We start from the raw sequence: 20,804 nt of genomic DNA, 5'->3' as shown, positions 1-20,804 counted from the left end.
GGTAGCGACGCCCGGTGTTGTCAGCGCGCCTCGATGCGGAAACCGACCCGCGGGAAGTGCACGTGGACCACGCCGGCGCGGTCGTCCTCGCGGCGCAGGATGAGGCTTTCCAGGCCGACGAACAGCAGCTCGCCTTCCACCGGGTCGACGCCGTAGTCGGTGGCGGCGATGCTGACCGCCTGGCCGGCCACCAGGCCATTGGCATCGCTGAAGGGCTCGGCCGGCAGCGGGGCCGGTTCGGCGGCGCGGGCGATCTCGATGGCCTCGGCAGCGCTCAGCTCGCTGGAGGCGCCATGGCCGAAGCCGAGCACGCGGCCCAGCCAGGCGGCGACCGCCGGGTAGTCATCCACCAACGGGGCGGTGACCGGGGTGCCCTTGAGGAACCACAGGCAGTGGGCCAGGGAGAAGTCGGCCATGCTCGGCTCGCCGAAGAGGAAGTCGCCGCCGGCGGCCAGTTGCGCCTGGACCCGGGCCATGAAGGTGGGCCAGTTGTGCCGGGCCACCTCCAGCGGCAGGCGGCTGCTGGTGCCGCCGCTGAACAGCGCGGCGCGGTCGGCCATGAAGGCCTTGATCGCTTCCGGCGGCAGGCCGGCGAAGCGCACGGCGGCCGATTCGGGCTGGAACACAAGGGTCACGGCGTGCTGGAAGATCACCGCGTCCACCCAGTGGCAGAAGCTGGCGATGTTGAAGGCGTGGGCATCGGGCAGCAGCGCCGGGACGGCCTTTTCCTGCTCCAGGCGACGGGCGATCAGGGCGGTGTCGCAGTAGATGTCGGCGCCCACCTGCAGCACCGGCGTCTTGCGGTAGCCGCCGGTCAGGGCCATCAGGTCGGGCTTGGGCATCACCCGGGGAATGTGCACCGAGCGCCAGGACAACTGCTTGAAGCCCAGCATCAGGCGGGCCTTCTCGGCGAAGGGCGAGGCGGGATAGTGGTGCAGGATCAGCTCGTGCATGGCGCGCTCCATCGGGTGGCGTGGGAGCCGCAGCTTAACCGGCCAGCGCGCTACGGCCTATCGCCCAGCGGGCATGACAGGCCATCAGCCTCGCTGATGCAGGTCGCCACCAGCGCCTCCTTGGCGCGCTTGCTCAGGGCCTTGATGGCGCGCTCGCGGCGCAGGGCATCGCCCTTGCTGGCGCAGACCTCGACGTAGACCAGCGCCTGGGCCGGGCTGGAATGGAAGAAGCGCGCGCCCTTGCCGCTCTGGTGCTGCTCGAAGCGGCGCAGCGGGTGGTCGCTGATGCCGCAGTACAACGCACCGTTCAACGCACGCACCAGGTAGACGAACCAGGGCCGGGGTGGCGCTGCACTCATGCCCAGGCCACGGCTCGCAATCGCTGGCAGTAGTCCACCAGCACGGGGTATTCCCGCGCCAGGCGGTTGAGCGGGGTCTGCAGGGAGCAGAACACCAGGTTAGCCAGCACGCCGTAGGCGGAGGCGTCGGCGCTGCAGGGGTGGTCGCCGCCGAAGAACGGGGCGTCGCCGAGCAGGTCGGTGAGGGCCTGCAGGTCTTCCCGGGCGAAGGTGAGCAGGTCTTCCCGCTCGTGGCGGGCGAAGCCCTGGGCACTCAGGTCGGCCCTGACGCGACGCTGGATCAGCGGGGTGATCAGCGTCAGCAGTGCCGGGCCGAGGTGGCCGAAGAAGGCCTGGCGGGTCTGCTGCCAGCCCTCCGGCTCCAGCCAGCGGAAGTACACCAGCAGCCAGTAGAGGTGGTCGTCGCACAGGCGGGTGACGGCCACCGCGCGGCCACGGGCCTCGGCGTCGAGGTGCTGGTCGAGTTCCAGGTGCAGGCGCTCGGTGAGCACCCGCTGGATGATGGCGCTGTCGGCGATCAGCTCGCCGTCGAAGTCGATGTAGGGGAGCTTGCCCTTGGGGGCCTTGCGCGGGTCGCGGAGCGCACGCACCTGGTACTGCACGCCGGCCAGGCGCATGAAGGTCTCCAGCTTGAGGCAGAAGGGGCTGACGTTGGGCACGTCGAACCCGGCAGGGAACTGGTAGAGCCTGATCATGAAGAAGTTACCGGTGAACAATCCGCCGGCGAGCTTAGCAGGTTGCCCGGGTAGCATCGCGCCACCCCGGCTCCGGCTGCTCAGTGGTTGGCGCGCCAGGCGGCCAGCCCGTGAGCGGCCTGGCGGCGGATCGCCGCCTGCACCGGCGGCAGCCAGCCCAGCAGCAGGCCCTTGGCGCCGAGGGCCTGGCGGGCCCAGCGCCACAGGTCGAAGCTGTCGCGGTGCTCGACGATCAGGCCGTTCTCGAAGCGGAAGCGCGCCTCGATGCGGTTGACCACGGTGCGCCCGGTCTGGCTGAACAGGTAGGTGGCGACCCAGCGCGCGCGGCCCTCGCGGTCATCGGCCTCAACACCGTCGAAGGTCAGGGAGAAGGCCTGGGCGCGCTGGGTCAGCATGCGCCACATGTCCGCCGCCTCGCTGCCGCGCAGGTCGGTGAACACCGGGTCGGCGAAGCGCACGTCAGCGGCGTAGCAGGCGGCCATGGTCTCGGCGTCCAGGGCCTGGAAGGCGCGGTAGAAGCGTTCGATGAGGGCGGCGTTGGGGTGGCTCATGGGGCGACTCGCGGCAAGTGGGGTGAGGAGAGTATCGACGCCTTTCCGCTGGGCGGCGATTGGCTGTATCGCCATCTTTGTGTCAATAATCGCCACTCTTCCCCACTGTGCCGAGCCTTGTGATGATCCGAATCGCCCTGCTGGTCTGCCCACAGACGGTCTGCTCCAGCCTGGCCATGGCCGACGACGCGTTCCGCCTGGCCAATGCCCTGGCGGGCGAGGCGCTGTTCGAGGTGCTGCGGGTCAGCCGGGATGGCCAGCCGGTGGACCTGGGCATGGCCAGCATCCGCGTGGATGGCGACCTGGGCCTGGCCGAAGGTGCGCGCCTGGTGATGCTGCCGGCCACCGGCAGCGCGGTGGAACGCACCATCGCCGCCAACCCGGAGCTGCTGCGCTGGCTGGCGCAGCGACCCGCCCGGCAGCAGGTGGCCAGCCTGTGCAGCGGCGCTTTCCTGCTGGGCGCCGCCGGGCTGCTGGAAGGCCGGCGCGCCACCACCCACTGGGCCCTGGCCGGCGCCTTTCGCCAACGCTTCCCCGGGGTGCGACTGGAGGCGGATGCGCTGTACACCGAGGACGGCGAGCGCTTCTGCTCCGGCGGCGCCCAGGCCGGGCTGGACCTGTGCCTGCACCTGATCGCCCGGCACGCCGGCGAGTGGCTGGCCCAGCGGGTGGCCAGCGCGCTGGTGGTGGAGCGCGAGCGCGGCGGCCAGAACCGCTTCGCCCCGCTGGTCCCCGAGGCCGGCCTGGACGACCCGCAACTGGGCGCCTTGCTGGCCTGGCTGCAGGCCCACTACGCCGAGCCCATCGACCTGCCGGGCCTGGCGGCGCGGGCCCACTGCTCGACCCGCACCCTGCTGCGGCGCTTCCGCACGGTGACCGGGCTGACCCCGAACGAGTACGTGCAGCGCCTGCGCATCGGCGCCGCCCAGCTCGCCCTGCGCCACCCGGGCCGCTCCCTGGAGCAGGTGGCGGCGCAGGTGGGCTACGGCGACCGGGCGACCTTCGCCAAGCTGTTCAAGCAGGTGTGCGGGGAAACGCCAGGGGCCTTCCGCAGGCGCCTGCGGGAACAGGCGTGATCCGCGTCATGCACCGTGCGGAGTGGCCGGCATTCCCGGACTGAAGCCCGGGCTACTCGTGCCCAGCCGGACCGTAGGCCATTCCCTGTCAATCCGCCTTGGCGACGCGAGGTCGATAGGGCTTCTGACTGCTCATCACGGTAAGGGCGATCCTGCCAGGGCGTAGGGTGGATCACGCTTCACCGGTCCACCCTGTGGTGGTCACGGCGAACGACATTGGTGGATGGAAAAAGCGCCATCCACCCTACGCCCCGACTGGCGACACGCCGGTATGTGGTAGCGGATTCATTCGCGAATCGGTGCACGGATATCGCGGCTGAAGCCGCTCCCACAGGGTGGCCGCCTGTAGCCCGGACTTCAGTCCGGGGCCGGCGGTGGTGCCTGGGATGGGCGTTCGCGAGCAGAGCTCGCTCCTACGGAGTCGGTGCCAGCCGGAGGGATTCCCGGGCTACGGAGCGCTCTGGCTCGGTGGGAGCGAGCTCTGCTCGCGAAGCCTTTCAGCCCAGGAATGGAATAACCGGCGCTCCCGGACTGAAGTCCGGGCTACGGCGGAAACGAAAAAGGGGCCCGAAGGCCCCTTTCCGTGTCGTGCTGACGATCAGTGCAGGATCTGCCCGAGGAACAGCTTGGTGCGCTCGTTCTGCGGGTTGTCGAAGAAGGCGTTGGGTTCGTTCTGTTCGACGATCTCGCCCTTGTCCATGAAGATCACCCGATCCGCCACGGTGCGGGCGAAGCCCATCTCGTGGGTCACGCAGAGCATGGTCATGCCGTCCTGGGCGAGGCCGACCATGGTGTCGAGCACTTCCTTCACCATCTCGGGGTCGAGGGCGGAGGTGGGTTCGTCGAACAGCATGATCTTCGGCTTCATGCACAGGGCGCGGGCGATGGCCACGCGCTGCTGCTGGCCGCCGGAGAGCTGGCCGGGGAACTTGTGGGCCTGCTCGGGAATGCGCACGCGCTCCAGGTAGTGCATGGCGATCTCTTCGGCCTGGCGCTTGGGCATCTTGCGCACCCACATCGGTGCCAGGGTGCAGTTCTGCAGCACGGTGAGGTGCGGGAACAGGTTGAAGTGCTGGAACACCATGCCCACTTCGCGGCGGATGGTCTCGATCTGCTTGAGGTCGTTGGTCAGCTCGGTGCCGTCGACGACGATGCGGCCCTGCTGGTGCTCTTCCAGGCGGTTGATGCAGCGGATGGTGGTGGACTTGCCGGAGCCGGACGGGCCGCACAGCACGATGCGCTCGCCCGGCTTGACGTTCAGGTTGATGTCCTTGAGCACGTGGAACTGGCCGTACCACTTGTTCACGCCCTGCAGCTGGATGATCGGCGCAGCGGCGTCATTGCGGATTGCTTCACTCATTCAGATTCTCCTAACGCTTGTGCCCGGTATGCAGCTTGCGCTCCAGCCTCATGGAGTAGCGCGACATGCTGAAACAGAAGATCCAGTAGACCAGGGCGGCGAATACGTAGCCTTCGGTGGACATGCCCAGCCATTTGGGGTCGGTGGTCGCCTGCTTGATGCTGTTGAGCAGGTCGAACAGGCCGATGATGATCACCAGGCTGGTGTCCTTGAACAGGGCGATGAAGGTGTTGACGATGCCGGGGATGACCAGCTTCAGCGCCTGCGGCAGGATCACCAGCGCGGTGCTGCGCCAGTAGCCCAGGCCGAGGGCGGCGGCGGCTTCGTACTGGCCCTTGGGGATGGCCTGCAGGCCGCCGCGGACCACTTCGGCCACGTAGGCCGCCTCGAAGAAGATCACCATCACCAGGGCGCGCAGCAGCTTGTCGAGGTTCATGCCTTCGGGCAGGAACAGCGGCAGCATCACCGAGGACATGAACAGCACGGTGATCAGCGGCACGCCGCGCCAGAACTCGATGAAGGTCACGCAGATGACCTTGATCGCCGGCAGCTTGGAGCGCCGCCCCAGGGCCAGCAGGATGCCCAGCGGCAGGGCGCCGGCGATGCCGACGTAGCCGATCACCAGGGTCAGCATCAGGCCGCCCCAGCGGCTGGTGGACACTTCCTGCAGACCCAGCCCGCCGTGCAGCAGCCAGAAGGCCAGCAGCGGGTAGACCACCAGGAAACCGATCCCGTACAGGGCCTTGTGGGGCATCTTCTTCAGGAACAGCGGCGCAGCGCCGATGATCGCCAGCCACACGGTGACGTCCACCCGCCAGCGCAGTTCGCTGGGGTAGAAGCCGTACATGAACTGGCCGAAGCGTTGCTGGATGAAGACCCAGCAGGCGCCCTCGCCGGTGCAGTCGGTGCGGGTGGTGCCGCTCCAGGTGGCGTGGATCACCGCCCAGTTCAGCAGCGGCGGGAGGATCAGCCACAACAGGTACAGCGACAGCAGGGTGAGCACGACGTGCAGCGGGCTGGCGAACAGGTTGTGGCGCAGCCAGGCGACCGGCCCCACGACGTTGCTCGGCGGCGGCAGATCGGGCTTGAAGGTATGGGTGTTCATGGCTGTGCCCTCACCGCTCGATCAGCGCGATGCGCTTGTTGTACGCGTTCATCAGCAGCGAAATGCTGATGCTGATGGCCAGGTAGACGCTCATGGTGATGCCCATCACCTCGATGGCCTGGCCGGTCTGGTTGAGCGTGGTGCCGGCGAACAGCGAGACCATGTCGGGGTAGCCGATGCCGGCCGCCAGGGACGAGTTCTTCGCCAGGTTCAGGTACTGGCTGGTGAGCGGCGGGATGATCACCCGCAGGGCCTGGGGCACGATGACCAGGCGCAGGGTCAGGCCGGGGCGCAGGCCCAGGGAGTGGGCGGCCTCGGTCTGGCCGTGGCTGACGGCCTGGATGCCGGCGCGCACGGTCTCGCCGATGAAGGCGGCGGTGTAGATGGACAGCGCCATCATCAATGCCACCAGCTCGGGGATCACCACCCAGCCGCCACGGAAGTTGAAGCCGCTGAGCTGCGGCACCTCCCAGTGGAAGGGGCTGCCGATCAGCAGAGCACTGAGGCCGGGCACCAGCACCAGCAGGGCGATGGCGCTGAGCAGGACGGGGAAGCGCTGGCCGGTCTCGTCCTGGCGCTTGCGGGCCCAGCGCCGCAGGGCATAGATGGCCACCAGGCACAGCAGCACGGCGATGGCGAAGGGCCAGAAGCCATCGGCCACGGTGGGCGAGGGCATGTACACGCCCCGGTTGTTGATGAAGAAGGTGTCGGCCAGGCTGAGGCTCTGCTTCGGCCCGGGCATGGGCAGCATCACCGCGAAGTACCAGAAGAAGATCTGCAGCAGCGGCGGGATGTTGCGGAAGGTCTCGATGTACACGGTGGCCAGCTTGCGCACCAGCCAGTTGGGCGACAGCCGGGCTACGCCCAGGATGAAGCCGAGGATGGTGGCGAGGATGATGCCGATCACCGTCACCAGCAGCGTGTTGAGCAGGCCGATGAAGAAGACGCGCCCGTAGGTGTCGCTTTCCTGGTAGTCGATCAGGTGCTGGGAGATGCCGAAGCCGGCGCTCTGGTCGAGAAAGCCGAAGCCGGAAAGGATCCCGCGCTTCTCGAGGTTGACCTGGGTGTTATGGAAGAGGAACCAGCCGAAGGCCACGACGGCGACCACGGCGATGATCTGGAATAGCCACGCGCGCACCTTGGGATCGGTCAGTGCCGACCCTCGGGCACGCGGGGCTTGGGAAGTGTTGTGCATGACAGCCCTCGACGATTGGAACGGAACGCTGCCGCCCGCCTCCGCAGGCGGCAGCGTGGTCGGTCAGCGCACCGGCGGTGCGTATTGCAGACCGCCCTTGTTCCACAGGGCGTTGAGGCCGCGCTCGATCTTCAGGTCGCTGCCGGCACCGACGTTGCGGTCGAAGATCTCGCCGTAGTTGCCGACCTGCTTGACGATCTGGACGGCCCAGTCCTTCGGCAGCTTGAGGTCCTTGCCGAAATCACCCTCGGCGCCCAGCAGACGGGCAACGTCGGGGTTCTTGGTGGACTTGGCGGTGGCTTCGACGTTCTTCGAGTCGATGCCCAGTTCCTCGGCGTTCAGCTGGGCGAACAGGGTCCAGCGCACGATGTCGAACCACTCTTCGTCACCCTGGCGCACGGCCGGGCCGAGGGGTTCCTTGGAGATGACTTCCGGCAGCACCACGTACTCGTTCGGCGCGGCCAGCTTGATGCGCTGGGCGTAGAGCTGGGACTGGTCGGAGGTCAGCACGTCGCAACGGCCGGATTCGAGGGACTTGGCGCTCTCGTCGGAGGTGTCGTAGGTGATGGGGGTGTACTTCAGGTTGTTGGCGCGGAAGTAGTCGGACAGGTTCAGCTCGGTGGTGGTACCGGCCTGGATGCACACGGTGGCGCCGTCCAGTTCCTTGGCGCTGGAAACGCCCAGCTTCTTGTTCACCAGGAAGCCCTGGCCGTCGTAGTAGGTCACGCCGGTGAAGTTCAGGCCCATCGCCGCGTCGCGGGAGCTGGTCCAGGTGGTGTTGCGGGAGAGGATGTCCACTTCGCCGGATTGCAGCGCGGTGAAGCGCTCCTTGGCGGTCAGGGGGCTGTACTTGACCTTGCTGGCGTCGCCGAAGACTGCAGCGGCAACGGCACGGCAGACGTCCACGTCGATGCCTTTGTATTCGCCCTTGGAATCGGCGTAGGAGAAGCCCGGGAGGCCGTCACTGATGCCGCACTGCACGTAGCCTTTCTTCTTCACTGCGTCCAGGGTGGCGCCGGCCTGCACGAAACCACTGGCGCCGAGCACAGCAGCTGCGGTCAGCACAGCCAGGGTGGATTTCACCATCTTCATCAAAACCTCCAGTTGCTTTTATTTGTGTTGGAGTCTCGGTCCTACCGCCGTACCCTCGTGAGGCAGGTTCAACCGCCTGGGCGGCCAACCGGGGAATCGGACCTAAGGAAAGCGGGGATGCATCGCTCCACTCGTCCCGCGCTTTCCCCGCCCATTGGTCAAATGGGCTGGAGACGGATTTTCGTCCACAGGCTTCGCGGAACCCCGCAGCCAGCGGACGTTTGCAAGGGCACGGCGAACCGTGCCCCAACCCGTTGGGCCGCCGCCCGGAGTGTTACCTCACGGCCGGTGCCAGCAGTCTGCTACGGCCTTAGCAAGGCTCGTACCAGTACCTTTTCCGAAGGACTCTTCCGATAGGTCAATAGGAAAAGTTTTGATGGTGCGACATGTTCTTCACAGATAGACCACAACCCTGCAATGCGCCAGCACCACACTGGTGCGCACGCCCCAAACCGGAGCCCCACATGCGTGAATCCCTGATCCTGGAACCTACACACTCCGTCGATTCGTGCGTCATCTGGTTGCACGGCCTGGGGGCGGACCGTTACGACTTCCAGCCGGTGGCCGAGGCCCTGCAGCAGCAGCTCACCGGCACCCGTTTCATCCTGCCCCAGGCGCCCACCCGCGCCGTGACCATCAACGGTGGCTGGGCGATGCCCTCCTGGTACGACATCCTCGCCATGACCCCGGCCCGGGCCATCGACCAGGACCAGCTGGAAGCCTCGGCGCAGACGGTGATCGACCTGATCGAAGGCCAGCGCGATGCCGGCATCGACCCCGCGCGGATCATCCTCGCCGGCTTCTCCCAGGGCGGCGCGGTGGTGCTGCACACCGCCTTCCTGCGCTGGAACGGCCCCCTGGGCGGAGTGATGGCGCTGTCCACCTACGCGCCCACCTTCCCCGATGCGCTGGAGCTGGCGGATACAAAACTACAACTGCCGACCCTCTGCCTGCATGGCACCTTCGACGACGTGGTGCCGCCGGCCATGGGCCGCGCCGCCCATGACAAGCTCGCCGCTGCCGGCGTGCCGGTGACCTGGCGCGACTACCCCATGGGCCACGAAGTGCTGCCCGAGGAAGTGCGCGACATCGGCGCCTGGCTGGCCGAGCGCCTCGTCCGCTGACCCGAACAATCCACAAGAAGCCGGCCATGACCCAGACGCCCATCACGCCCATCGTCACCCTGCGCGACATCGAAGCGATCGAGCGCACCCCGCTCGAAGAGCGCGGCATGCCCGCCAGCACCTACGAGCTGATCCGCCAGAGCGCCGAGCGCAGCCCCGAAGCCACCGCGATGAGCTTCCTGCTCCAGGGGAGCGCCGAGGAAACGCCCTGGCAGCTCACCTATGCCGAGCTGCTGGCCCAGGTCACCCGCACCGCCAACGCCTTCCACCGCCTGGGCGTGCGCCCGGGCAAGGCGGTGTCGTTCCTGCTGCCGAACCTGCCCCACACCCACTTCACCCTGTGGGGCGGCGAGGCGGCGGGCATCGTCAATGCCATCAACCCGCTGCTGGAGCCCGAGCACATCGCCGAGCTGGTCCGCGCTGCCGACTCCGAGGTGCTGGTGACCCTGGCGCCCTTCCCCGGCACCGACCTGTGGGACAAGGTGGCCGGCCTGCGCGACCACCTCGGCTCGCTCAAGGCCATCGTCACCGTGGACCTGGCCAACTACCTGCCGGAACCCCAGCGCAGCGCCCTCAAGGCCCAGCGCGGCCCGCTGCCGGAGGGCGTGCTGGACTTCGACACGCTGATCGCCGACTGCCCGGCCGACCACCTGGAGAGCGGCCGGGTGATCGCCCCGGACGACATCGCCTCCTACTTCCACACCGGCGGCACCACCGGCACGCCGAAACTGGCGCCGCACACCCACCGCAACGAGGTGGCGATGGCGATGATCCTCGCCTACACCATCCACCTCGGCCCGCAGGACGTGACGCTCTGCGGCCTGCCGCTGTTCCACGTCAACGGCGTGATGGTCACCGGCCTGGCGCCCTTCTTCGTCGGCGCCCAGGTGCTGCTGGCCACGCCCCAGGGCTACCGCAACACCACGCTGATCCAGAACTTCTGGAAGGTCATCGAGCGCTACCGGGTGAGCTTCTTCAGCGGCGTGCCCACCATCTACGCCGGCCTGCTGCAGGTGCCCAGCGAGGGGCATGACCTCTCCAGCCTGCGCTACGCCCTGTGCGGCGCCGCGCCGATGCCGGTGGAGCTGATCCGCCAGTTCGAGGCCAAGACCGGCCTCAAGCTCATCGAGGGCTACGGCCTCACCGAAGGCACCTGCGGCAGCTGCGGCAACCCCAATGCCGGCGAGCGCCGCCCCGGCTCCATCGGCCTGCGCATGCCCTACTGCGAGGTGAGCATCAAGGTGCTGGACGAGGACGGTCGCTACCTGCGCGATGCCGCTGCCAACGAGATCGGCAACGTCTGCCTGCGCGGCGTGACGGTGTTCAAGGGCTACCTGCAGGCCGGCAAGAACGCCGGCATCTGGGTCGATGGGGACTGGTTCAACACCGGCGACCTGGGGCGCATGGATGCCGACGGCTATATATGGCTGACCGGCCGCAGCAAGGACCTGATCATCCGCGGCGGTCACAACATCGACCCGCAGATGATCGAGGAGGCCCTCCACGGCCACCCCGCCGTGGCCATGGCCGCCGCCGTCGGCAAGCCTGACGAGAAGGCCGGCGAACTGCCGGTGGCCTACGTGCAGCTCAAGCCCGGCCAGCAGGCCAGCGAGGACGAACTGCTGGCCCACGCCGCCGCCCACGTGCCGGAGCGCGCCGCCGTGCCCAAGGACGTGTGGATCATCGACGCCCTGCCGGTCACCGCCGTGGGCAAGACCTTCAAGCCGGCCCTGCGCCACGACGCCATCCGTCGCGTGTTCGAAGAGCGCCTGGCCGAGGTCGCCCCCGGCGTACGGGTCGAGGTGCGCAGCGATGACCGCCACGGCCAGCTGGCCCACATCCATGTACCGGGCCTGGACGATGCCCGACGCAGCGCTCTGGAGCAGGGCCTGGCCGGCTTCGCCGTGCGCTACGCGCTGTACCTCGCGGACTGAGATCCACCGCCCCCGGACTACCCGGACGGGGGCCTGCCCACCCTGCAACCGGCCGATGGAATGGCCGGTTTGTGACGCCTTTCGGATTTTCGCCGGCCACCGGTCGGCCCGACTTCCGGCGTGCGTTGAAAGCGCCTCTGCGCAGCAATAATGTCGGGTCATGCAATTCCCGCGATGACACGGACCGTTCTGCAATGTCCCCTTCCGTTGGCCTCCGTGATGGAGGTGATCCATGAAGAACGCCCATTGGCAGGCCGATGTGCAGCAGTTGAAGGATCAACGGCTGTTCCAGAACGTCGCCGCCCACAGCCTCCGGCAGGTCCTGCGCGAATTCACCGCCTACGACCTGGAACAGGGCGAGGTGCTGCTCTCCCCCTTCGACCGCAACCAGTACCTCTACCTGGTGGTGCGCGGTGCCCTGCAGGTCTACCTCGGTTCGCTGGACAACCAACCCATGTCCACCCTGGGCGTGGGTGACTGCGCCGGGGAAATCAGCTTCATCGACCACGAGCACCCGTCTGCCTATGTGGTCGCCGCCGAGCCCAGCACCGTGCTGCGCCTGCACCGGGAGGCGCTGCTGAAGCTGTTCCAGCAGTCCCCGCAGATGATGCAGAACCTGCTGGAGCTGCTCTGCGAGCGGGTGCGCGGCGGCAACCGGGTCATCCTCGACACCGAGCAGAACGCCAACGTCGACACCCTCACCGGCCTCTACAACCGTCGCTGGCTGGAACACGTGTACGCCCGCGAGAGCACCCGCTGCGCCTTCAACGGCCAGCCGCTGTGCCTGCTGATGCTGGATGTGGACCACTTCAAGGCCTACAACGACCGCCACGGGCACCTGGCCGGCGACTACGCGCTGTGCCTGGTGGCCCATACGCTGCGCAACCAACTGCGGCCGAAGGACAGCATGTCACGCTTTGGCGGCGAGGAGTTCGTCATCCTCCTGCCGGACATCGCCCTGGACGAGGCCCGCCGCATCGGCGAGCGCCTGCGCGCCAGCCTGGAGCAGATTTCCTCCTTCTATTCACCGGTCGGCGTGCTGCCGGGGGTGACCGTCTCCATCGGGCTCACCGAGATGGACCCGCGCGACGACCTCAAGTCGTTGATCGCCCGGGCCGACCAGGCCCTCTATGACGCCAAGATGCGGGGACGAAACTGCCTTAGCGGCTGAGCCCCGCTGCATCGGCCCCGACGGCTTGCTAGAGTGCGCCTCCACAACAACAGAAGCGGGATGCTCCCATGCGCAAAGTCCTCATCGCGCTGGCCGTCGTGGCCGTGCTCGGTCTGGCGGTGTTCTTCACCCTGCCCAACCTGCTGGACCGGCGGATGAACACCGTGGCCCAGCCCGGCCCCTACCAGGCCGGCGCCAGTGCCACCGACCTGCACAAGACCCTGTTCGTCGCCGACCTGCACGACGACGCCCTGCTCTGGCAGCGCGACCTGCTGGAGCGCCACGACTACGGCCACAGCGACCTGCCGCGCCTGCTGGAAGGCCACGTCGGCCTGCAGGTGTTCTCCACCGTCACCAAGACGCCGCGCGGCATCAACTACGAGAAGAACGACAGCGACAGCGACAACATCACCCTGCTGGCCATGGCCCAGCGCTGGCCGGCGCGCACCTGGCACAGCCTGCTGGAACGCGCCCTGTACCAGGGCGAGAAGCTGGAGGACGCCGCCCGTCGCAGCGACGGCAAGCTGGTGCTGGTACGCACCCGGGGCGACCTGGAAGGCTTCCTCGCCGCCTGGCAGAAGGACCCGCAGCGGGTCGCCGCGATCCTCGCCACCGAAGGCCTGCACCCGCTGGAGGGCAAGCTGGAGAACGTCGACCGCCTGTATGACGCCGGTTTCCGTATCACCGGCCTGACCCACTTCTTCGACAACGAGATCGGCGGCTCCGCCCACGGCATGGAAAAGGGCGGCCTGACCCGCTTCGGCCGTCGGGTCATCGCCCGCCTCGAAGAGAAGCACATGGTGGTGGACCTGGCCCACGCCTCCCGCGCCCTGATCGATGACGTGCTGAAGATCGCCGAGCGCCCGGTGCTGGTCTCCCACACCGGTGTCGAGGGCACCTGCAAGGGGCCGCGCAACCTCACCGACGACCACATCAAACGGATCGCCGCCACCGGCGGGGTGATCGGCATCGGCTACTGGGACGCCGCCGTCTGCGACACCTCGGTGGACGCCATCGTCAAGGCCATCCGCTACACCGCCGACCGGGCGGGCGTCCAGCACGTCGCCCTGGGCTCGGACTTCGACGGCACCGTGCACACCCCGTTCGACACCAGCGGCCTGGCCCTGCTGACCGAAGGCCTGCAAAAGGCCGGCTTCAGCCAGGACGATATCGCCGCCATCATGGGCGGCAACGTGCGCCGCCTGCTGCTGGCCAACCTGCCCACCGAGTGAGGCTGCAGGCCCCGGAAAGTCCGGGGCCTTCGCCGCGATGGCTTCTTGCTTTACACTGGCGCCCGTTCACTCCTTAACCAATCGACGAGATGACCGTGCTCAAAGCACTCAAAAAGATATTCGGCAAGGGCGAAGCGCCCTTCGCCGGTAGCGCACCCAGCGCACCGGCCACCCCCACCCGCGAAGGTGAAAACAGCCCCGTACCGGCGCAACAGGCGCCACGCGCCGAGAAGCCGGCCCGCGACAACGCCCCCCGTGGCGAGCGCAAGCCGCGCACCGAGAAGACCGCCGACGCCCCCCGCGCCGACAAGCCCAAGACCGACAAGCCCCGCAGCGAGAAGCCCCGCCGCGAGCGCGCACCCAAGCCGGTGGACACCTGGAAGCTGGAAGATTTCGTAGTCGAGCCGATGGAAGGCAAGACCCGCTTCCACGACTTCAAGCTCGCCCCGAGCCTGATGCACGCCATCCACGACCTCGGCTTCCCCTACTGCACCCCGATCCAGGCCGGCGTACTGGGCTTCACCCTCAAGGGCCAGGACGCCATCGGCCGCGCCCAGACCGGCACCGGCAAGACCGCCGCCTTCCTGATCTCGATCATCACCCAGCTGCTGCAGACCCCGCCGCCGAAAGAGCGCTACATGGGCGAGCCCCGTGCGCTGATCATCGCGCCGACCCGCGAGCTGGTGGTGCAGATCGCCAAGGACGCCCTGGCGCTGACCAAGTACACCGGCCTGAACGTGATGAGCTTCGTCGGCGGCATGGACTTCGACAAGCAGCTCAAGCAGCTGGAAAGCCGCTTCTGCGACATCCTCGTGGCCACCCCCGGCCGCCTGCTGGACTTCAACCAGCGCGGCGAAGTCCACCTGGACATGGTCGAAGTCATGGTGCTGGACGAAGCCGACCGCATGCTCGACATGGGCTTCATCCCCCAGGTCCGCCAGATCATCCGCCAGACCCCGCCCAAGGGCGAGCGCCAGACCCTGCTGTTCTCCGCCACCTTCACGGAAGACGTGATGAACCTGGCCAAGCAGTGGACCGTCGACCCCGCCATCGTCGAGATCGAGCCGGAGAACGTCGCCAGCGACACCGTCGAGCAGCACGTCTACGCCGTGGCCAGCAGCGACAAGTACAAGCTGCTCTACAACCTGGTGGCCCAGAACAACTGGGAACGGGTGATGGTCTTCGCCAACCGCAAGGACGAAGTGCGCCGCATCGAGGAACGCCTCACCAAGGACGGCATCAGCGCCGCCCAGATGTCCGGTGACGTGCCCCAGCACAAGCGCATCAAGACCCTGGAAGGCTTCCGCGAAGGCAAGATCCGCGTCCTCGTCGCCACCGACGTGGCCGGTCGCGGCATCCACGTCGACGGCATCAGCCACGTGATCAACTTCACCCTGCCGGAAGACCCGGACGACTACGTGCACCGCATCGGTCGTACCGGCCGCGCCGGCACCAGCGGCACCTCCATCAGCTTCGCCGGCGAGGACGATGCCTTCGCCCTGCCGCCGATCGAAGAGCTGCTGGGCCGCAAGATCAACTGCGAAATGCCGCCGGCCGAACTGCTCAAGTCGGTTCCGCGCAACAAGCACTGATCCGCCGCCAGGCGACAGAAAAAGGCGAAGCCCCCGGGCTTCGCCTTTTTCATTTCAGCCCCCTGCAGCCCGATGTAAAAACCTCACCATTTCCTCGCCCTCCATCGTCCGGCACTTGCTGATCGATACAATAAATTCCACTATAGACAAATTGTTTACAGCGGAGTCCCACCATGTCCAGCGCCCTGCCCCGGGTCATCCCCGCCCACGAAGCCGAACGCCTGCTGCCACGGATCGACGTCCAGGCCGCCCTGCGCGGCATGTTCCTCGACCTCGCCGCCGGGGAGGCCGTGCAGCCCCCCCAGCAACTGGTGCCGTTTCCCGGCGGTGGCGACTTCATCAACTACCTCGGCGTACTGGCCCGCGAGCAGGTCTACGGGGTCAAGACCTCGCCCTACCTGCCCAAACCGCAAGGGGCGGTGGTCACCGCCTGGACCCTGCTGATGTCCATGCAGGACGGCCAGCCGCTGCTGCTCTGCGACGCCGCCACCCTCACCACCGAGCGCACCGCCGCCACCACGGCGCTGGCGGTAGATGCCCTGGCCCCGGCCGATGCCACCGAGCTGGCCGTCATCGGCAGCGGCGCCGTGGCCCGTGCCCACATCCGCCATTGCCTGGCGCTGCGGCCCTGGCAGCGCATCCGCGTGCACTCCCCGCGCCTGCAGGCCGAGGGCGAGCGTGCCGACGCCCTGCGCGCGCTGGACCCGCGCGTGACCCTCTGCACCCAGCAGGACGACGCCGTGGCCGGTGCCGGAGTGATCCTGCTCTGCACCTCCTCCGCCGGGCCGGTGCTGGACCCGCGCAGCCTCGGCCATGCGCCGCTGGTCACCTCCATCAGCACCAATGCCCCGCGCGCCCACGAGGTGCCGCCCGAGGCCCTGGCCGCGATGGACGTGTACTGCGACTACCGCGCCACCACCCCCGCCAGCGCCGGGGAGATGCAACTGGCGGCCGAACACCACGGCTGGTCCGTCGACGCCCTGCGTGGCGACCTGCCCGAGCTGCTGGCCGGTCGTGCGCCCCGCCCGGGCTACCAGCGTCCGGTATTCTTCCGCTCCATCGGCCTGGGCCTCGAAGACGTCGCCCTGGCCCACGCCCTGCACCGGCTCAGCAACGAGGAAACGGCATGACCCAGGCGGACTTCATCATCATCGGCGGCGGCATCGCCGGCGCCTCCACCGGCTATTGGCTGTCGCGCCACGGCCGGGTCGTGCTGCTGGAGCGCGAAGAGCACGCCGGCTACCACGCCACCGGGCGCTCCGCCGCGCTCTACACCGTGGCCTACGGCACACCCCAGGTGCGCGCCCTCACAGCGGCCAGCCGGGCCTTCTTCGATGCACCGCCGGAGGGTTTCTGCGAACACCCGATCCTCACCCCACGGGGCGAGATGGTGGTGGACTTCACCGGCGACCGTGACGAACTGCAGCGCCAGTTCGACAGCGCCCGGGAACAGGTGCCCGACGTGCGCCTGCTCGACGCCGACGAAGCCTGCAGCCTGGTGCCGGTGCTGCGCCGGGAGAAGGTCCACGGCGCCATGCTCGACCCCAGCGCCGCCGACATCGACACCGATGGCCTGCACCAGGGCTACCTGCGCGGCATCCGCCGCAACGGCGGCGAGGTACTGACCGGGGCCGAAGTCGCCACCCTCGAACGCCACGGCGACACCTGGCAGGTGGACAGCCGTGCCGGCCGCTTCAGCGCCCCCGTGGTGGTGAACGCCGCCGGCGCCTGGTGCGACCGCGTCGCCGAGCTGGCCGGGGCCCGCCCCCTGGGCCTGCAGCCCAAGCGCCGGGCGGCGTTCATCTTCGCCCCGCCGGAAGGCATGGACTGCCACGCCTGGCCGGCGCTGGTGAGCCTCGACGAATCCTTCTACTTCAAGCCCGATGCCGGGATGCTGCTGGGCTCCCCGGCCAACGCCGACCCGGTGGAACCCCAGGACGTGCAGCCCGAAGAGCTGGACATCGCACTGGGCATCTACCAGATCGAGGAGCACACCCTGCTGAACATCCGCCGCCCCGCCCGCACCTGGGCCGGCCTGCGCTCGTTCTTCGCCGACGGCGACCTGGTCTCCGGCTACGACCCCCGCCTGCCGGGCTTCTACTGGGTGGCCGGCCAGGGTGGCTACGGCATCCAGACCTCCGCTGCCATGGGCGAGGCCAGCGCCGCGCTGATCCGCCGCCAGCCGCTGCCCGAGCACCTCGCCCGCTTCGGTCTCACCGAGGCGATGCTGGCCCCCGCCCGCCTGGGATGACGGCCCCGGCGCTTTGCGCCACACTCCCCCGCGCCGGCCACCGGGCCGGCGTCGTTTCCCGTCCCTGGAGCCCCGCATGACGCCAAGCCCTGCCCCCGATCTGGACAACTACCGGGCCATCGCCGACGCCATCGCCACGCTGTTCTTCCCCCACGCCGAAGTGGTCGTGCACGACCTGCGCACGCAGGCGATCGACTACATCGCCCACAACCTGTCCAAGCGCTCGGTGGGCGACGATTCGGCCCTGGAAGACATGCTCGAAGAGGGGGTCGAGGAGCGGAACATCGGCCCCTACGAGAAGCTCAACTGGGACGGCCAGAAGATCCGCTCGGTGAGCACCGTGCTGCGCGATGCCGAGGGCAAGCCGGTGGCGGTGCTGTGCATCAACCTGAACATCTCCCTGTTCGAGTCGGCCAAGGCGGCGCTGGACCTGTTCCTCGCCCCCGGCAAGCTGATCCCGCAGCCGGACGCGCTGTTCCGCGACGACTGGCAGGAGCGCATCAATACCTTCCTCCACAGCTGGATGCGCCAGCGCCAGCTCGGCCTCAACCTGCTGACCCGCGAGCACAAGCGCGAGCTGGTCCTGGCCCTGCATGCCGAGGGCGCCTTCAAGGGCAAGAGCGCCGCCAACTACGTGGCCAACGTGCTCAACATGGGCCGCGCCACGGTCTACAAGCACCTGCGCGAACTCAAGGAAGAACCCGAAACGGATAGGTAGGGGCCATTCGTTGCGCCAGCCCCGTAGCCCGGGCTTCAGCCCGGGACATACACACGAACCCCGGACTGAAGTCCGGGCTACAGGAAACCATCCGGGGCCCTGTAGGGGCGACTTCAGTCGCCCGGCTCTTCGCAAGCAGAACTCGCTCCTGCAGCGTTCGTAGCCCGGGCTTCAGCCCGGGACATACACACGAACCCCGGACTGAAGTCCGAGCTACAGGAAACCATCCGGCGCCCTGTAGGGGCGACTTCAGTCGCCCGGTTCTTCGCGAGCAGAGCTCACTCCTACGGCGTTCGTAGCCCCGGGCTTCAGCCCGGGACATACACGCGAACCCCGGACTGAAGTCCGGGCTACAGTAACCATCCGGCGCCCTGTAGGGGCGACTTCAGTCGCCCGGCTCTTCGTGAGCAGAACTCGCTCCTGCATCGCTCGCTTCCGATCAATCCCCGTAGATATCGAAATCGAAGTACTTCGCCTGAATCGTCTGGTAGGTGCCGTTGGCGCGCAGGGCCTTGATGGCGGCGTCCAGCTTGTCACGCAGTGCGGTGTCGCCCTTGCGCACGGCGATGCCGGCGCCTTCGCCGAAGTAGCGAGGGTCGTTCAGCACCGGGCCGACGAAGGCGTAGCCCTTGCCGTTGTCGGTCTTGAGGAACCCCTCGTTGAGCGGGAACACATCGGCCAGCACCGCATCCAGGCGTCCGGAGAGCAGGTCCAGGTAGATCTCGTTCTGGGTGCTGTAGCGCACCACCTTCACGCCCTTGGGCTCCAGCACCTCAGTGGCGAAGCGGTCGGTGGTGGTGGAGCGCTGGGTGCCGACGGTCTTGCCCACCAGGCTGGCGAAGCCGTCGTCGACGCTGCTGCCGGCCTTCATCGCCAGCCGTGCGGGGCTGTAGTAGTACTTGCCGGTGAAATCCACCGACTTGCGGCGTTCCTCGGTGATGGTCATGGACGAGAGGATGGCGTCCACCTTCTTCACCTTCAGCGAGGGGATCAGGCCGTCGAACTCCTGCTCCACCCACTGGCATTGCACCTTCATCTCCGCGCACAGGGCGTTGCCGATGTCGTAGTCGAAGCCGGCGATCTGCCCGTCGGGCGTCTTGTAGGCAAAGGGTGGATAGGCCGCCTCGATGCCGATGCGCAACGGCTTGTCGGCCGCGAACGCAGTGGAGGCCAGGAGGCCGAGGGCAAGGCTGCCAAGGAGGACGAGTTTCTTCATGGTGCGACTCCCGCTGTGCATGTGTGGGCCCGCCCGTTCAGGGGCGAGCCCTGTCGTGGTGGGCGTTGAAGGAGGGCAGTGACCGGTACATGCGGCTGGCGCAGGCAGGCGGTGTGGAGAAGGAAAAGGGGATCGCGCGGCACGGCGACACCTTGTTATTGGAATTTCAGTCCACTCTGGACTTTTATGTACAGATCGTCAATCGGCCGCTCAATGGCCGGCACGGCTGACCCAGGTCATGCCGCGACCCGACGGGGCGTCTAGGCTGCCTACAGGCAACCCAACGGGAGAGGCAGGCCATGGACCACGTACACCTGATGATCACGCTGCTGGTGGCAGGCTTCCTGTTGCTGGGCATCGGCTTCAGCAACCGGGAGAAGGAATGGGGGGTGTGGCTGACGGGGCTGGGCACGGCGTCCATGTTCATGCCCATCGTCTTCAAGATGTACATCGAGCTGGGCTGAGCCTCAGCCCTCGGGGGTATCCCAGCGCTTCGCGGCGGCCTGGTCGCTGCAGCGGCCCTCGACCCAGCGGGGGCCGTCGGGGGTGTCTTCCTTCTTCCAGAACGGCGCGCGGGTCTTGAGGAAGTCCATGACGAAGTTGCACGCGTCGAACGCGGCCTGGCGGTGGGCGCTGGCGGTGCCGACGAAGACGATGGGCTCGCCCGGCTCCAGCCGACCGATGCGGTGGAGGATGTCGATGTTGAGCAGCGGCCAGCGGGCCGAGGCCTCGTCGGCGATCTTCTGCAGCGCCTTCTCGGTCATGCCCGGGTAGTGCTCAAGGAACATCCCGGCCACGTCCTGGCCGTCGTTGAAGTCCCGCACGTAGCCGACGAACCCCACCACCGCACCGACACCGACGTTGGCGGCGTGCAGGGCATTGAGTTCAACGCCCGGGTCGAAGGCAGCGCTCTGCACGCGAATGGCCATGTCAGCCTCCGGTCACGGTGGGGAAGAAGGCCACTTCGTCGCCTTCGGCCAGCGCGTCGTCGAGGCTGCACAGCTCCTGGTTGCGGGCGCACATGAGGTTCTGCTCGTCGAGCACCGCCCACACGCCGCCGCGCGCCGCGAGGTGCTGGCGCAGGTCGTCGAGGCGTGCGAAGGCCGGGTCCCAGGCCAGTTGCTCGCCATCCAGGCCGAGGGCCTCGCGGTAACGGGCGAAGTACTGCACACGGATCATG

The 20,804-nt window shown here is 67.9% G+C and carries 22 protein-coding genes; 11 read left to right on the top strand and 11 right to left on the bottom strand.

Going from position 1 to position 20,804, the window contains the following annotated elements:
- Positions 1-20: 20 nt before the first annotated feature.
- The 4 genes from RTK35_RS19685 to RTK35_RS19670 form a co-directional block, all read right to left on the bottom strand.
- Complete coding sequence (locus RTK35_RS19685; protein WP_316908789.1) at positions 21-953, bottom strand: glutathione S-transferase family protein; 933 nt, start codon at positions 951-953, stop codon at positions 21-23.
- 50 nt (positions 954-1,003) lie between these two features.
- Positions 1,004-1,312, bottom strand: coding sequence for a GIY-YIG nuclease family protein (locus tag RTK35_RS19680; protein WP_074970810.1), 309 nt, complete (start codon positions 1,310-1,312; stop codon positions 1,004-1,006).
- Positions 1,309-2,007 carry a glutathione S-transferase family protein gene (locus tag RTK35_RS19675; protein WP_044411694.1) on the bottom strand — a complete coding sequence of 233 codons (699 nt, stop codon included), beginning with the start codon at positions 2,005-2,007 and terminating at the stop codon, positions 1,309-1,311. Before RTK35_RS19675 ends, RTK35_RS19680 begins: the two co-directional genes overlap by 4 nt.
- Before the next feature lie 80 nt (positions 2,008-2,087).
- On the bottom strand, positions 2,088-2,558 hold the full coding sequence (locus RTK35_RS19670) for a nuclear transport factor 2 family protein (RefSeq protein ID WP_074970808.1): 471 nt from the start codon (positions 2,556-2,558) through the stop codon (positions 2,088-2,090).
- A gap of 122 nt (positions 2,559-2,680) precedes the next feature.
- Here RTK35_RS19670 and RTK35_RS19665 point away from each other — a divergent pair, with 122 nt between their 5' ends.
- A complete protein-coding gene (locus tag RTK35_RS19665; protein ID WP_044411700.1) occupies positions 2,681-3,634 on the top strand; it encodes a GlxA family transcriptional regulator in 954 nt (317 codons plus the stop codon).
- Positions 3,635-4,232: 598 nt separating this feature from the next.
- On the opposite strand, the gene RTK35_RS19660 is transcribed toward RTK35_RS19665, so the two are convergent.
- From RTK35_RS19660 to RTK35_RS19645, 4 genes are all read right to left on the bottom strand, one after another.
- Positions 4,233-4,994 (bottom strand): amino acid ABC transporter ATP-binding protein, encoded by a 762-nt coding sequence (locus tag RTK35_RS19660; RefSeq protein ID WP_107329307.1) that lies wholly within the window; start codon positions 4,992-4,994, stop codon positions 4,233-4,235.
- 10 nt (positions 4,995-5,004) lie between these two features.
- On the bottom strand, positions 5,005-6,099 hold the full coding sequence (locus RTK35_RS19655; protein ID WP_074970804.1) for an amino acid ABC transporter permease: 1,095 nt from the start codon (positions 6,097-6,099) through the stop codon (positions 5,005-5,007).
- Between the two features lie 10 nt (positions 6,100-6,109).
- Complete coding sequence (locus RTK35_RS19650; protein ID WP_074970802.1) at positions 6,110-7,294, bottom strand: amino acid ABC transporter permease; 1,185 nt, start codon at positions 7,292-7,294, stop codon at positions 6,110-6,112.
- Positions 7,295-7,357: 63 nt separating this feature from the next.
- Positions 7,358-8,386, bottom strand: a complete 1,029-nt coding sequence (locus RTK35_RS19645) for an amino acid ABC transporter substrate-binding protein (RefSeq protein WP_074970800.1) — start codon at positions 8,384-8,386, stop codon at positions 7,358-7,360.
- A 464-nt stretch (positions 8,387-8,850) separates the two neighbouring features.
- Here RTK35_RS19645 and RTK35_RS19640 point away from each other — a divergent pair, with 464 nt between their 5' ends.
- The 8 genes from RTK35_RS19640 (at position 8,851) to RTK35_RS19605 (ending at position 18,408) form a co-directional block, all read left to right on the top strand.
- A complete protein-coding gene (locus RTK35_RS19640; protein ID WP_316908788.1) occupies positions 8,851-9,510 on the top strand; it encodes an alpha/beta hydrolase in 660 nt (219 codons plus the stop codon).
- A gap of 26 nt (positions 9,511-9,536) precedes the next feature.
- Positions 9,537-11,444, top strand: coding sequence for an acyl-CoA synthetase (locus RTK35_RS19635; protein WP_316908787.1), 1,908 nt, complete (start codon positions 9,537-9,539; stop codon positions 11,442-11,444).
- A gap of 232 nt (positions 11,445-11,676) precedes the next feature.
- A complete protein-coding gene (locus RTK35_RS19630) occupies positions 11,677-12,615 on the top strand; it encodes a GGDEF domain-containing protein (RefSeq protein WP_044411717.1) in 939 nt (312 codons plus the stop codon).
- Positions 12,616-12,683: 68 nt separating this feature from the next.
- Positions 12,684-13,847 carry a dipeptidase gene (locus RTK35_RS19625; RefSeq protein WP_044411720.1) on the top strand — a complete coding sequence of 388 codons (1,164 nt, stop codon included), beginning with the start codon at positions 12,684-12,686 and terminating at the stop codon, positions 13,845-13,847.
- Positions 13,848-13,942: 95 nt separating this feature from the next.
- Positions 13,943-15,439 (top strand): ATP-dependent RNA helicase RhlB, encoded by a 1,497-nt coding sequence (rhlB, locus tag RTK35_RS19620; RefSeq protein WP_316908786.1) that lies wholly within the window; start codon positions 13,943-13,945, stop codon positions 15,437-15,439.
- Positions 15,440-15,612: 173 nt separating this feature from the next.
- Entirely contained in the window at positions 15,613-16,569 is a 957-nt protein-coding gene (locus RTK35_RS19615) for an ornithine cyclodeaminase family protein (RefSeq protein WP_316908785.1), read from the top strand.
- Positions 16,566-17,690 carry an FAD-binding oxidoreductase gene (locus tag RTK35_RS19610; RefSeq protein WP_316908784.1) on the top strand — a complete coding sequence of 375 codons (1,125 nt, stop codon included), beginning with the start codon at positions 16,566-16,568 and terminating at the stop codon, positions 17,688-17,690. The genes RTK35_RS19615 and RTK35_RS19610 overlap by 4 nt, the downstream gene beginning before the upstream one ends.
- A 76-nt stretch (positions 17,691-17,766) precedes the next feature.
- Positions 17,767-18,408 carry a transcriptional regulator gene (locus tag RTK35_RS19605; protein WP_044411726.1) on the top strand — a complete coding sequence of 214 codons (642 nt, stop codon included), beginning with the start codon at positions 17,767-17,769 and terminating at the stop codon, positions 18,406-18,408.
- A 439-nt stretch (positions 18,409-18,847) separates the two neighbouring features.
- Here the strand turns inward: RTK35_RS19605 and RTK35_RS19600 are convergent, their stop codons facing one another.
- Complete coding sequence (locus RTK35_RS19600) at positions 18,848-19,624, bottom strand: ABC transporter substrate-binding protein (RefSeq protein ID WP_074970788.1); 777 nt, start codon at positions 19,622-19,624, stop codon at positions 18,848-18,850.
- An 89-nt stretch (positions 19,625-19,713) separates the two neighbouring features.
- Between RTK35_RS19600 and RTK35_RS19595 the strand changes: the two genes are divergently transcribed.
- Positions 19,714-19,854 (top strand): hypothetical protein, encoded by a 141-nt coding sequence (locus RTK35_RS19595; RefSeq protein ID WP_222900201.1) that lies wholly within the window; start codon positions 19,714-19,716, stop codon positions 19,852-19,854.
- Positions 19,855-19,923: 69 nt separating this feature from the next.
- Positions 19,924-20,088 carry a hypothetical protein gene (locus RTK35_RS19590; protein WP_164707481.1) on the top strand — a complete coding sequence of 55 codons (165 nt, stop codon included), beginning with the start codon at positions 19,924-19,926 and terminating at the stop codon, positions 20,086-20,088.
- 3 nt (positions 20,089-20,091) lie between these two features.
- Here the strand turns inward: RTK35_RS19590 and moaE are convergent, their stop codons facing one another.
- A complete protein-coding gene (moaE, locus tag RTK35_RS19585) occupies positions 20,092-20,553 on the bottom strand; it encodes a molybdopterin synthase catalytic subunit MoaE (RefSeq protein ID WP_044411731.1) in 462 nt (153 codons plus the stop codon).
- A gap of 1 nt (position 20,554) precedes the next feature.
- Entirely contained in the window at positions 20,555-20,803 is a 249-nt protein-coding gene (locus RTK35_RS19580) for a MoaD/ThiS family protein (RefSeq protein WP_316908783.1), read from the bottom strand.
- Position 20,804: the final 1 nt, after the last annotated feature.

The organism is Pseudomonas sp. zfem003, assembly GCF_032621675.1.
GTDB lineage: Bacteria > Pseudomonadota > Gammaproteobacteria > Pseudomonadales > Pseudomonadaceae > Metapseudomonas > Metapseudomonas otitidis.
This window is presented reverse-complemented; position numbering and strand designations above follow the sequence as displayed.